The 12103-nt window shown below is 65.4% G+C and carries 12 protein-coding genes; 7 read left to right on the plus strand and 5 right to left on the minus strand.

Features of this window, described 5'->3' with window-relative positions:
• Positions 1 to 36: 36 nt before the first annotated feature.
• Positions 37 to 2214: a malate synthase G gene (locus tag ACODS9_RS17715; protein WP_489094394.1), complete on the minus strand. Its 2178-nt coding sequence runs from the start codon at positions 2212 to 2214 to the stop codon at positions 37 to 39.
• 461 nt (positions 2215 to 2675) lie between these two features.
• Between ACODS9_RS17715 and ACODS9_RS17720 the strand changes: the two genes are divergently transcribed.
• On the plus strand, positions 2676 to 3194 hold the full coding sequence (locus ACODS9_RS17720; RefSeq protein ID WP_046857418.1) for a glycine cleavage system transcriptional repressor: 519 nt from the start codon (positions 2676 to 2678) through the stop codon (positions 3192 to 3194).
• A 261-nt stretch (positions 3195 to 3455) separates the two neighbouring features.
• Here the strand turns inward: ACODS9_RS17720 and rarD are convergent, their stop codons facing one another.
• From rarD to ACODS9_RS17740, 4 genes are all read right to left on the minus strand, one after another.
• A complete protein-coding gene (gene rarD, locus ACODS9_RS17725) occupies positions 3456 to 4343 on the minus strand; it encodes an EamA family transporter RarD (RefSeq protein ID WP_489094395.1) in 888 nt (295 codons plus the stop codon).
• A 64-nt stretch (positions 4344 to 4407) separates the two neighbouring features.
• A complete protein-coding gene (locus ACODS9_RS17730) occupies positions 4408 to 5382 on the minus strand; it encodes a serine/threonine protein kinase (RefSeq protein ID WP_489094396.1) in 975 nt (324 codons plus the stop codon).
• 78 nt (positions 5383 to 5460) lie between these two features.
• The gene (locus ACODS9_RS17735) at positions 5461 to 6225 is read right to left on the minus strand and encodes a TOBE domain-containing protein (RefSeq protein WP_046857415.1); all 765 of its coding nucleotides are present in this window, start codon (positions 6223 to 6225) and stop codon (positions 5461 to 5463) included.
• A 57-nt stretch (positions 6226 to 6282) separates the two neighbouring features.
• Positions 6283 to 7020 carry a ComF family protein gene (locus tag ACODS9_RS17740; protein WP_489094397.1) on the minus strand — a complete coding sequence of 246 codons (738 nt, stop codon included), beginning with the start codon at positions 7018 to 7020 and terminating at the stop codon, positions 6283 to 6285.
• A gap of 89 nt (positions 7021 to 7109) precedes the next feature.
• Between ACODS9_RS17740 and bioB the strand changes: the two genes are divergently transcribed.
• The 6 genes from bioB (at position 7110) to ACODS9_RS17770 (ending at position 11972) form a co-directional block, all read left to right on the plus strand.
• Entirely contained in the window at positions 7110 to 8168 is a 1059-nt protein-coding gene (bioB, locus tag ACODS9_RS17745; protein ID WP_046857413.1) for a biotin synthase BioB, read from the plus strand.
• A gap of 2 nt (positions 8169 to 8170) precedes the next feature.
• On the plus strand, positions 8171 to 9343 hold the full coding sequence (gene bioF, locus ACODS9_RS17750) for an 8-amino-7-oxononanoate synthase (RefSeq protein ID WP_489094398.1): 1173 nt from the start codon (positions 8171 to 8173) through the stop codon (positions 9341 to 9343).
• Positions 9336 to 10067, plus strand: coding sequence for an alpha/beta fold hydrolase (locus ACODS9_RS17755; RefSeq protein ID WP_489094399.1), 732 nt, complete (start codon positions 9336 to 9338; stop codon positions 10065 to 10067). The genes bioF and ACODS9_RS17755 overlap by 8 nt, the downstream gene beginning before the upstream one ends.
• Entirely contained in the window at positions 10060 to 10884 is an 825-nt protein-coding gene (bioC, locus tag ACODS9_RS17760) for a malonyl-ACP O-methyltransferase BioC (protein ID WP_489094400.1), read from the plus strand. The genes ACODS9_RS17755 and bioC overlap by 8 nt, the downstream gene beginning before the upstream one ends.
• A 1-nt stretch (position 10885) precedes the next feature.
• Positions 10886 to 11566, plus strand: a complete 681-nt coding sequence (gene bioD / locus ACODS9_RS17765; RefSeq protein ID WP_367857317.1) for a dethiobiotin synthase — start codon at positions 10886 to 10888, stop codon at positions 11564 to 11566.
• Between the two features lie 109 nt (positions 11567 to 11675).
• Positions 11676 to 11972 (plus strand): pyrroloquinoline quinone biosynthesis protein PqqE, encoded by a 297-nt coding sequence (locus tag ACODS9_RS17770; protein ID WP_401107763.1) that lies wholly within the window; start codon positions 11676 to 11678, stop codon positions 11970 to 11972.
• The last annotated feature ends 131 nt before the right edge of the window (positions 11973 to 12103 follow it).

The following is a 12103-nucleotide window of genomic DNA, read 5'->3' on the forward strand; positions in this document are numbered from 1 at the left end:
CCGAGGCGACTTGCCCCGCGATGTGTTACTGGCTGCTTACAGCCCGTTGCGCGCCTTGAACTCGCGGCGACGACGGTGCAGGACCGGCTCGGTGTAGCCGTTCGGTTGCTTGGCACCCTCGATCACCAGCTCGATCGCCGCCTGGAACGCGATGTTGTCATCGAAGTTCGGCGCCATCGGGCGGTACAGGGCGTCACCGGCGTTCTGCTTGTCCACCACCGCGGCCATGCGCTTGAGGCTTTCCAGCACCTGCTCCTGGGTGACCACGCCATGGCGCAGCCAGTTGGCCAGCAGCTGGGCCGAAATCCGCAGGGTGGCACGGTCTTCCATCAGGCCGACATCGTTGATGTCCGGCACTTTCGAACAGCCCACGCCCTGGTCGATCCAGCGCACCACGTAGCCGAGGATGCCCTGGGCGTTGTTGTCCAGCTCGTTGCGGATCTCGTCGGCCGACCAGTTGGTGTCGGCGGCCAGCGGGATGGTCAGGATGTCGTCCACCGAGGCCGGGGCACGCTGGGCCAGCTCGCGCTGACGGGCCTGCACGTCGACCTTGTGATAGTGCAGGGCGTGCAGGGTGGCGGCGGTCGGCGACGGTACCCAGGCGGTGTTGGCGCCGGCCAGCGGGTGGGCGATCTTCTGCTCGAGCATGGCGGCCATCAGGTCGGGCATGGCCCACATGCCCTTGCCGATCTGCGCGCGGCCCTGCAGGCCGGTAGCCAGGCCGACGTCGACGTTGTTGTTCTCGTAGGCACCGATCCACTTCTCGTTCTTCATGGCGCCCTTGCGCACCACGGCGCCGGCCTCCATGGAGGTGTGGATCTCGTCACCGGTGCGGTCGAGGAAGCCGGTGTTGATGAACACCACGCGCTCGGCCGCAGCCTTGATGCAGGCCTTGAGGTTGACCGTGGTACGGCGCTCCTCGTCCATGATGCCGACCTTGACGGTATTGCGCTTCATGCCCAGCAGGTCTTCGACGCGGCTGAAGATCTCGGCGGCGAACGCCACCTCTTCAGGGCCATGCATCTTCGGCTTGACGATGTAGACGCTGCCGGTACGGGTGTTCTTGCGGCTGGTGTTGCCGTTGAGGTTGTGCAGGGCGATCAGGTTGGTGAACAGGCCGTCCTGGATGCCTTCGGGGATTTCGTTGCCCTGGGCGTCGAGGATCGCCGGGTTGGTCATCAGGTGCCCGACGTTGCGCACGAACAGCAGCGAGCGGCCGTGCAGGGTCACGCTGCCGCCATTGGGCGCGGCGTATTCGCGATCCGGGTTCATGGTGCGGGTGAAGGTCTTGCCGCCTTTGCTCACGCTTTCGGCCAGGTCGCCTTTCATCAGGCCCAGCCAGTTGCGGTAGACGATGACCTTGTCGTCGGCGTCGACGGCGGCGACCGAGTCTTCGCAGTCCATGATGGTGGTCAGTGCCGATTCCATCAGGATGTCTTTCAGGCCGGCGGCGTCGGTGCTGCCGACCGGGGTGCTGGCGTCGACCTGGATCTCGAAGTGCAGGCCGTTGTGCTTGAGCAGCACGGCGGTCGGCGCGGCGGCATCGCCGTGGAAGCCGATCAGTTGGGCATCGTCACGCAGGCCGCTGTTGCTGCCGCCCTTGAGCGCGACTACCAGCTTGCCGCCTTCGATGCGGTAGGCGGTGGAGTCGACATGGGAGCCGGCGGCCAGTGGCGCGGCCTGGTCGAGGAAGGCGCGGCCGAAAGCGATCACCTTGTCGCCACGGACCTTGTTGTAGCCCTGGCCTTTTTCAGCGCCGCCTTCATCGCTGATGGCATCGGTGCCGTACAGCGCGTCATACAGCGAGCCCCAACGGGCGTTGGCGGCGTTCAGGGCGAAGCGGGCGTTCATCACCGGCACCACCAGCTGCGGGCCGGCCATGACCGCGATCTCTTCATCGACGTTCTGGGTGGTGGCCTGGAAGTCCTCAACAGGGGGCAGCAGGTAGCCGATTTCCTCGAGGAACGCCTTGTAGGCCACGGCGTCGTGGGCCTGGCCTTTGCGGGCCTGGTGCCAGGCGTCGATCCTGGCTTGCAGCTCGTCGCGCTTGGCGAGCAGGGCTTTGTTCTTCGGAGCGAGGTCTTTAATGATCTCTGCCGCCCCGGCCCAGAACGCATCGGCCTTGATGCCGGTTCCAGGGATCGCTTCGTCGTTGACGAAGTCGTACAGGGCCTTGGCGACCTGAAGGCCACCGACTTGAACGTATCCAGTCATTGCTTGCCTCACCTCTGCTCAGCTATTTCGCTTTCGCTCTTCTGTATTAAGCCTGTAGCGCTTCTCTAAACACGGCACCAGTGCATGCCCGCGTGATCCGGGGCGGCTGGGTGCGGCTCGCCAGACGGGCCGGCGGGCGGTTGGCGTATTTTCACAGGCGCCTTGGCAGACATCGAAACGACGTTTTTGTAGTCCGCGCCGATGCATACTACATGAAGCAGCAGGCAGGTAAACATCAGACTAAAAGCGTCGCTCTGCGACCGATTGGTCGCATGGGGTCACGCTGGGAGACGACATGTTCGCAAAAAACAGGTGGATTGTTCCAGATAAATCTTGAAACAGTACACGATGAGTTGCCTTGACTGTCCTGCGGCAGGTTGCCGCGCCTTGCCTATACTGATTCGATCCCCGTATCGCCCCCATCTGCGGCGGCGCTTGCAGACGAATGAAGGAGTGGCCCCGTGGACCATCTTGTACTGACCGTGATCGCCCCTGACAAGGCCGGGCAGGTAGAACGTATCGCCCAGTGCATCGCCGATCACAATGGCAACTGGCTGGAAAGCCGCATGTCACGCATGGCCGGCCAGTTCGCCGGGATCCTGCGGGTGGCGGTACCGGCGGAGAACTACGCCGAACTGGTCGAGTCGTTGCAGAAACTGGGCGACCACGGCATTCGAGTGTTGATCGCCGAAAGCGGCATCGAGCCGTCCTGCACCTGGAAACCGATCGCGATGGAACTGGTGGGCAACGACAGGCCCGGCATCGTTCGCGACATTACCCGCCTGCTGGCCGAGCTTGGGGTTAACGTGGAGCGTCTGAGCACCGAGGTGCGCCCGGCACCGATGAGCAGCGAGCCGTTGTTCCAGGCCGATGCGCTGCTGGCGCTGCCGTTGACCTTGTCGCTGGATGATTTGCAGGCAAGGTTGGAGAGCCTGGCGGATGACCTGATGGTGGAGTTGCGGTTGCGGCCGGAGGATTGATTGCGGGCAATCGCGGGGCAAGTCGCAACGGCGAACCGCCGCTCCCACGGTTATCCCGATTTAACGGGGACGCCCCTGTGGATAACCTGGGGGCGTACCTCTACAGCCCAATAACCACGCTGGTTAGCCAGCATTGAGCAAAAAACACCCAGTTATCAGTCGCTTGTGCACAAACCACGGGGACGAGGGTGTGGATAACCTCTGGAGACCTTGCTGGAGGCCACGCATTTCGTGGCCTCCAGTCGTTTGATCATTAATTGATCAGGCGCGCTTGCGCAAACTCAGCCAGGCATCGACGCTGTACACCGCCAGCCCCGCCCAGATGCACGCGAACGCCAGCAGGTTGCTGGAGGTCAGGTGCTCATCGAACAGCCACACCGCCTGCAGCAGCACCAAGGTCGGCGCCAGGTACTGCAGGAAGCCCAGGGTGGTGTACGGCAGGTGGCGCGCGGCGGCGTTGAAGCACACCAGGGGTATCAGGGTGACCGGGCCGGCGGCGATCAGCCATAGGGCCTCGCTGCTGTTGAAAAACGCCAGGCTGGCGCTGTTGGCCGTCGGGTGCAGCAGCAGCCAGCCGATCGCCAGTGGTACCAGCATCCAGGTCTCGACCACCAGGCCGGGCAGCGCCGCGACTGGCGCCTGCTTGCGGATGAGGCCGTAGAAGCCGAACGACAGGGCCAGCACCAACGATACCCAGGGCAGGCTGCCGACCTGCCAGACCTGTTGCGCCACGCCAAGGGCCGCCAGGCCCACTGCCAGCCATTGCAGGCGGCGCAGGCGCTCACCGAGCAGCAACATGCCCAGCAGTACGTTGATCAGCGGGTTGATGTAGTAGCCCAGGCTGGCTTCGAGCATGCGCCCGTTGTTCACCGCCCACACATAGGTCAGCCAGTTGCCGGCGATCAGCGTGCCGCTCAGGGCCAGGATGGCCAGGCGCCTGGGGTTGTCGCGCAGTTCGCGCCACCAGCCGGGGTGTTTCCATACCAGCAGCAGGAGCGAGCCGAACAGTGCCGACCAAAGCACCCGATGTACGATGATTTCCACCGCCGGGACGCTCTGGATCGCTTTGAAGTACAGGGGGAACAGGCCCCAGATGATGTAGGCGCCAAGGCCCAGAATATACCCGCGACGCGGGTTTGCGGCGTGCATGCAGAATCCTTGCTTAGGTAGCTAAATAAAGCGACGCCTATTGTAGACAGAGCGCGGCGCGCTTCTAGAACAATTTCAACGGTTGTTCATCGAGAGCGGCCATCTGTTCACGCAGGGCCAGGATCTGGTCACCCCAGTAGCGCGGCTGGCCGAACCACGGGAAGCTGCGCGGGAATGCCGGGTCATCCCAGCGCCGCGCCAGCCAGGCGCTGTAGTGCAGCTGGCGGAGCGCACGCAGCGGCTCGATCAGGGCCAGTTCGCGCGGGTCGAAGTCGTGGAACTCGTTGTAGCCGTCGATCAGTTCGGCCAGCTGGCCGAGGCGTTCCTCGCGGCTGCCGGCAAGCATCATCCACAGGTCCTGCACCGCCGGGCCCATGCGGCAGTCGTCGAGGTCGACCACATGGTAGACGTCGTCGCGGTGCATCAGGTTGCCGGGGTGCAGGTCGCCGTGCAGGCGGATCCGCTGGTGCGGGGTGCGGGCGTAGATATCCTCGACCCGCTTGAGCAGGTCACGGGCCACGGATTCGAAAGCCGGCAGCAGCTCGCGAGGAACAAAGCCGCCGTCCAGCAGGGTGTTGAGCGAGGCATGGCCAAAGTTGTCCACAGCCAGCTGCTCACGGTGTTCGAATGGTCGGATGGCCGCCACGGCATGCAAGCGCCCGAGCAACTGACCCAGGCGGTACAGCTGATCGAGGTTGCCCGGCTCCGGAGCATGGCCGCCACGGCGCGGGAACAGGGCAAAGCGAAACCCCTGGTGCTCGAACAGGGAGCGGCCCTCGTGCAACAGCGGCGCCACCACGGGCACTTCGCACTCCGCCAGCTCGGCGGTGAAGGCGTGTTCTTCGAGGATTGCCGCATCGCTCCAGCGCCCAGGGCGATAGAACTTGGCGATCAGCGGTTGTTCCCCCTCGATGCCCACCTGATAGACACGGTTTTCGTAGCTGTTGAGCGCCAGCACCCGCGCATCGCTGAGAAAGCCCAGGCTTTCCACGGCGTCCAGCACGAGGTCGGGGGTGAGGGTGTCGAAGGGGTGGGACATGAAAGGCTCCAGGCGCGGGGACGGCGTGGCTGCATGTTACCCCAATCACATGGCAGGCCCCGCCCTTGTCGTAGCCGGTTAGACCGGCACCCCCAGCAACACGAACGACGGATGGAACTGCACCCGCATCATGCTCTGCGGCCCGACTTGATACTGCGCCAGCCAGTCAGCCTCGGCGAAAGCGCACAAGGTCTGCCCGTTACCCAGTGCCAGGCGCACCTCGACTGGACCGTCCTGCTCACCGACAAGCTCCTCGACCTTGGCCTTCAGGCAATTGCTGCCTTGCTCCGCCAGCTCGTCCGGCCCCAGCAACTGCACCCACCCCGCCTTCAGCAGCGCCACCACCGTGCCCCCCAGTGCCAGCTCCAGCCGCTCGGTACTGCCCCGGGTGATCAAGGCCTCGATCTCCAGGCCGCCGCCCAGGTCCAGGCTGATGCGGTCATGCCGGCCTTCGCGGCGCAGCCCGCTGATCCGCCCTTGCAACTGGTTGCGCGCACTGGTGCGCAGCATCAGCCGGCCGAGCAACGCGAGGTCGTTGCTGTCTTCGGCGGATTCCAGGATTTCTGCCTGCAACGCCTGCAGGCGCTGGTACAGGCGCAGTACCCGTTCGCCCTCGGCGGACAGCCGGGCGCCACCGCCGCCGCGGCCCCCGGTGCTGCGTTCCACCAGGGGCTGTGCGGCCAGGTTGTTGAGTTCGTCGATGGCATCCCAGGCAGCCTTGTAGCTGATCCCCGCGGCCTTGGCGGCGCGGGTGATGGATCCCTGCTCGGCGACATGTTGCAGCAGGGCGATGCGCTGTGGGCGGCGGGCGATGTGCTGGGTGAGCAAGGCGGGCAGGGACATGGGCGGGCATCAGGCGTGGTGTAGGTCCCGCGACGTTGCCGCCGTCACCGGGTCAAGTCAAGCCTGGCCCGGGCGCGGTGTGCGCGCCAGGCAGTAGATATCCACCCGCCGGGCACCGGCCTTGCGCAGCAACCGGGCGATGGTCTGCGCGGTCGCCCCGGTGGTCAGCACGTCGTCGACCAGCGCCAGGTGCAGGCCCTCCAGTTCACTGCCCGGGGCGAGGCCAAAAGCCTGTCGCAGGTTGCGTTGCCGGGCCTTGGCGCCGAGCGCCTGTTGCGCCGGTGTATCGCGCACCCGCTGCAGCAAGTGCTCGTCGCAGGGCAGGCGCAATTGTCTGGCGAGCCAGCGGGCGAGCATCGCCGCCTGGTTGAAGCCGCGCTGGCGCAGTCGTCGTCCGGCCAGGGGAACGGGCAACAAGCGGTCAGGCCGTGGCAAGCCTTCGTGATAGTGCTGGCTCAGGCTGTGGCCGAGCAGTTGGGCCAGCAACCGCCCCAGGGGCCACTGGCTGTTGTGCTTGAAGCGGCTTATCAGGCTGTCGACGGGAAAGCCGTAATGCCAGGGCGCGATCACCCGTTTGAATGCCGGTGGGCGGCGGCTGCAACTGCCGCAGAGAAGGTCGTCCAAGGCCAGGGGCAGCGCGCAACGGCAGCATTGCTCTTGCAGCCAGGGCAGCGCCTGCTCGCAGGCGAGGCACAGGGGATAGGGCTGCCCTGCGGGCTCGTCGCAAAGCAAACAGGATTGATCGATATTTGTACAGATGTAAACCAGTATCTTCTTGATTGGTTGACAGTTCATGGGCCTTCCGTGACTATGCGAGCTATCCGTGATGCGCTGGAGGGTTTTCCTGTCCCGGCGTCAGTCAGACCATAGATAAGGAAACGCCGATGAGCGCCAGCGCAATTGCAACAACCCGTCACGACTGGTCCCTGGCCGAGGTCAAGGCACTGTTCCAGCAGCCGTTCAATGACCTGCTGTTCCAGGCCCAGACCATGCACCGCGCGCATTTCGACCCCAACCGTGTGCAGGTCTCCACGCTGCTGTCGATCAAGACCGGCGCCTGCCCGGAAGATTGCAAATATTGTCCGCAGTCCGGCCACTACAACACCGGGCTGGAAAAACAGAAGCTGATGGAAGTGCAGAAGGTGCTGGAGGAGGCCGCCCGGGCCAAGGCCATCGGTTCGACCCGCTTCTGCATGGGCGCGGCCTGGAAGCACCCCTCGGCCAAGGACATGCCCTACGTGCTGGAGATGGTCAAAGGGGTCAAGGCCATGGGCCTGGAAACCTGCATGACCCTCGGCAAGCTCGACCAGGAGCAGACCCAGGCCCTGGCCCAGGCCGGCCTGGACTACTACAACCACAACCTCGACACCTCGCCGGAGTTCTACGGCAGCATCATCACCACCCGTACCTACAGCGAACGCCTGCAGACCCTGGCCTACGTGCGTGACGCCGGCATGAAGATCTGCTCCGGTGGCATCCTTGGCATGGGCGAGTCGCTGGACGACCGCGCAGGCCTGTTGATCCAGCTGGCCAACCTGCCCGAGCACCCGGAGTCGGTGCCGATCAACATGCTGGTCAAGGTTGCCGGCACGCCGCTGGCCGACGAGGAAGACGTCGATCCGTTCGACTTCATCCGCATGCTCGCCGTGGCCCGGATCCTCATGCCCAAGTCCCACGTGCGCCTGTCGGCCGGTCGTGAGCAGATGAACGAGCAGATGCAGGCATTGGCGTTCATGGCCGGGGCCAACTCGATCTTCTACGGGGAGAAGCTGCTGACCACGGCCAACCCGCAGGCCGACAAGGACATGCAACTGTTCGCCCGCCTGGGTATCCAGCCGGAAGCCCGCGAAGAGCACGCCGACGAAGTGCACCAGGCCGCCATCGAGCAGGCGCTGGTCGAGCAGCGCAGCAGCGAGCTGTTCTACGACGCAGCCTCGGCCTGAGCATGGCCTTCGATCTCGCCGCGCGGCTGGCCGAACGGCGTGGCGCGGACCTCTATCGGCAACGGCCGCTGCTGGACAGCCCGCAAGGGCCGCAGGTGGTGGTCGATGGCCAGCCGCTGCTGGCCTTCTGCAGCAATGACTACCTGGGCCTGGCCAATCACCCCGAGGTGATCAAGGCTTGGCGCGATGGCGCCGAGCGCTGGGGTGTCGGCGGTGGCGCCTCGCACCTGGTGATCGGCCACAGCACGCCGCACCATGCCGTTGAAGAAGCGCTGGCCGGGTTGACCGGGCGCCCTCGCGCGTTGCTGTTCTCCACCGGCTACATGGCCAACCTCGGGGCCATCACCGCGCTGGTGGGGCAGGGCGACACAGTCTTGCAGGACCGCCTCAACCACGCTTCCCTGCTCGACGGCGGGCTGCTCAGCGGCGCCCGCTTCAGCCGCTACCTGCACAACGATCCGGCCAGCCTGAGCAGTCGCCTGGAGAAAGCCACCGGCAATACCCTGGTGGTCACCGATGGCGTGTTCAGCATGGATGGCGATTGCGCCGACCTGCCGGCCCTGGCCAATGCCGCCCGCAGCCGCGACGCTTGGCTGATGGTCGACGATGCCCATGGCTTTGGTACCTTGGGCGCCAATGGCGGCGGCCTGGTCGAGCATTTCGGCCTGGGTGTCGATGACGTGCCGGTGCTGATCGGCACGCTGGGCAAGGCCTGTGGCACCGCCGGCGCCTTCGTTGCCGGCAGCGAGGACCTGATCGAGGCACTGGTGCAGTTCGCCCGGCCCTACATCTACACCACCAGCCAGCCGCCGGCATTGGCGTGCGCCACGCTCAAGGCGCTGGAGCTGCTGCGCCGGGAGCGCTGGCGGCGTGAGCACCTGGCCGCGCTGGTCCGGCAGTTCCGTGCCGGCGCCGAGGAGATAGGCCTGACCCTGATGGACAGCCACACCGCGATCCAGCCGATCCTTATCGGCGATGCGGGGCGGGCGTTGGCATTGTCCCGCTTGCTGCGCGAGCGCGGGCTGCTGGTCACGGCGATTCGCCCACCCACCGTGCCCGCCGGCAGTGCCCGTCTGCGGGTGACCCTGAGCGCTGCCCACAGTGAGGCGCAGGTGCAGCTATTGTTGAATGCATTGGCCGAGTGTTATCCACAGCTGGAGTCCGCCGATGCGTAACCGAATGATCCTTCTGCCCGGCTGGGGCCTGGGCACCGCCTCACTGGAGCCGCTAGCCGCCAGCCTGCGTGCCCAAGACCCGCGCCTGCAGGTCGAACTGATGCCGTTGCCGGACCTGCCCGACAACGACCCGCTGGCCTGGGTCGACCACCTCGATCGCCAGCTGCCCAACGACGTGTGGCTGGGCGGCTGGTCGCTGGGTGGCATGCTCGCCAGCGCCCTGGCGCACAAGCGCGGCGATCATTGCTGCGGCTTGCTCACCCTGGCCAGCAACCCCAGTTTCGTCGCTCGGCCGGATTGGCCGCACGGGATGGCACCGGATACCTTCGGTACCTTCCTTGATGGCTGCCGCAGCCATACCCAGGTGACCCTCAAGCGTTTCCGTACCTTGTGCAGCGACGGCGCGCAGCAACCGCGCACCTTGCTGCGCCAACTGGGCGTCGGCGTGCCCGACACCGATCCGTTGTACCTGGCCAACGGGCTGGAGGTGCTGGCCAGCCTTGATACACGCGCTGCCCTGGAGCAATACGGCGGCCCGCAGCTGCACCTGTTCGCCGGCAGTGACGCGCTGGTGCCGGTGGAGGCTGCCAAGGCCCTGAGCGACCTGTTGCCCGACGTGGAAGTCGGCCTGGTCGAAGACAGTTCCCACGCCTTCCTGCTGGAGTACCCACAGGAGCTGGCGGCGGGCATCAAGAGTTTCCTGCATGAGAGTGGCGATGACTGATCTTTCCCAGCCCACCTTGCCCGGTGCCCTGCCGGACAAGCGCCAGGTGGCGGCTTCGTTTTCCCGCGCCGCGGCCAGCTACGACAGTGTCGCGGCCTTGCAGCGCGCCGTAGGCATGGCGCTGCTGGAGAAACTGCCCGCAGGGTTCGCCCCGGCGCGCTGGCTGGACATGGGCAGTGGCACCGGCCATTTCAGCCGGGTCCTGGCCGAGCGCTTCAACGATGCCGATGGTGTGGCGGTGGACATCGCCGAGGGCATGTTGCGCCATGCCCGTGAGCACGGCGGCGCCCGGCACCATGTGGCAGGTGACGCCGAGCGTCTGCCGTTGCGCGATGGCAGTGTCGACCTGCTGTTCAGCAGCCTGGCGGTGCAGTGGTGCGGCCAGTTTGCCAGCGTGCTGGGTGAGGCGCGGCGGGTGCTGCGTCCAGGCGGGGTGCTGGCGTTCAGCAGCTTGTGCGTGGGCACCCTCGATGAGTTGCGTGCCAGCTGGCAAGCCGTCGATGGCATGGTGCACGTCAATCGCTTCCGGCGTTTCGAGGATTACCAGCGTCTATGCGGGGACAGCGGCATGGAGCTGATCGACCTGGAGCGACGTCCCCATGTACTGCATTACCCCGACGTGCGCAGCCTGACCCATGAGCTCAAGGCCCTGGGTGCGCACAACCTCAATCCGGGGCGCCCATCGGGGTTGACCGGACGTGCGCGGATGCAGGGCCTGTTGCAGGCCTATGAACAGTTCCGCCAGCCTCAGGGGCTGCCTGCCACCTATCAGGTGGTGTATGGCGTCTTGCGCAAACCGCTGGCCGGGGAGCAGTGACATGAGCCAGGCCTATTTTGTTGCTGGCACCGACACCGATGTCGGCAAGACCACCATCGCCGCGGGTCTGCTGCATGCGGCGATGCAGTCGGGGCTGAGCACGCTGGCGGCCAAGCCGGTGGCATCCGGGTGCATGGTGACGCCCAGAGGGTTGCGCAACAGCGATGCCCTGGCGTTGATCGATGAAAGCTCGGTCAAACTGCCCTATGAAGCGGTCAATCCTTTCGCTTTCGAGCCGGCCATCGCTCCACACGTGGCGGCGCACGAGGCGGGGGTGGTGTTGAGCGTGCCGGTGTTGCGTGATGCGATGCAGCAGGTGCTGGCGCAGCACGCCGACTTCACCTTGATCGAAGGGGCCGGCGGCTGGCGGGTGCCGTTGTCCGACCATGCCAACCTGTCAGACCTGGCCATTGCCCTGAAACTGCCGGTGATCCTGGTGGTAGGGGTGCGGTTGGGGTGCATCAACCACGCCTTGCTCAGCGCCGAGGCCATCGCCCGCGACGGCCTGCAACTGGCCGGTTGGGTGGCGAACATCGTCGATCCGCGGACATCGCGTCTGGAGGAGAACCTGTCGAGCCTGGCCGAGCGGCTGCCCGCGCCATGCCTGGGGCGCGTACCCTGGTTGAAGCAGGCGAGCGCCGCCGCGGTGGCGGAGCATTTGCACCTGGACCTGTTGGATTAGGCCTTTACCTATCAGCTGGCACTAGGCTATTAGGGATTTAAACGGGCCTTTTTCCCGGTCTGCTGCTTTAATAAGGCCTGTTCATCATCCCGCGTCATGGAGTCCTGACATGGAAATCAATGCGAGTTCCGCCTTCTACGCGGGCCTGGGTGCCATCCAGAACGGGCAGAACCGGGTTGACCAGGCCGCCCAGCAGATCGCCAGCGGTGCCGTCGAGCGTGGTGCCAGCGGGCAGTCCAGCGACTACCAGGCCGAGCGCCTGCGTGGCGTTGACCGCAGCCAGCAGATGGATCTGGCCACCAGCACCGTGCAACTGGCCCTGGGCAAGCACGAAGTCGAACTGGGTGCCAAAGTCGCCAAGGCTTCCGATGAAATGCTCGGTCGGTTCATCGACACCTACGCCTGATTCGCTGAACCACATTCGCTTACTTCGCGGGGCAAGCCCGCTTCCATTCGTGGGAGCAGGCTTGCCCCGCGATGCGTTTGAGGGTGTTTGGCTGAATCGTCATATTCGGCGGCATAAATGCCATTGTTAGC

This window comes from Pseudomonas sp. FG36 (assembly GCF_057809275.1).

Coding starts and splice junctions, on each gene's coding strand:
- ACODS9_RS17770 (WP_401107763.1), top strand. CDS start 11,676: ATGGAAATCAATGCGAGTTCCGCCTTCTACGCGGGCCTGGGTGCCATC.
- ACODS9_RS17740 (WP_489094397.1), bottom strand. CDS start 7,020: ATGAACTGTCAACCAATCAAGAAGATACTGGTTTACATCTGTACAAAT.
- ACODS9_RS17755 (WP_489094399.1), top strand. CDS start 9,336: ATGCGTAACCGAATGATCCTTCTGCCCGGCTGGGGCCTGGGCACCGCC.
- ACODS9_RS17715 (WP_489094394.1), bottom strand. CDS start 2,214: ATGACTGGATACGTTCAAGTCGGTGGCCTTCAGGTCGCCAAGGCCCTG.
- bioB (WP_046857413.1), top strand. CDS start 7,110: ATGAGCGCCAGCGCAATTGCAACAACCCGTCACGACTGGTCCCTGGCC.
- bioF (WP_489094398.1), top strand. CDS start 8,171: ATGGCCTTCGATCTCGCCGCGCGGCTGGCCGAACGGCGTGGCGCGGAC.
- ACODS9_RS17730 (WP_489094396.1), bottom strand. CDS start 5,382: ATGTCCCACCCCTTCGACACCCTCACCCCCGACCTCGTGCTGGACGCC.
- bioC (WP_489094400.1), top strand. CDS start 10,060: ATGACTGATCTTTCCCAGCCCACCTTGCCCGGTGCCCTGCCGGACAAG.
- ACODS9_RS17735 (WP_046857415.1), bottom strand. CDS start 6,225: ATGTCCCTGCCCGCCTTGCTCACCCAGCACATCGCCCGCCGCCCACAG.
- rarD (WP_489094395.1), bottom strand. CDS start 4,343: ATGCACGCCGCAAACCCGCGTCGCGGGTATATTCTGGGCCTTGGCGCC.
- bioD (WP_367857317.1), top strand. CDS start 10,886: ATGAGCCAGGCCTATTTTGTTGCTGGCACCGACACCGATGTCGGCAAG.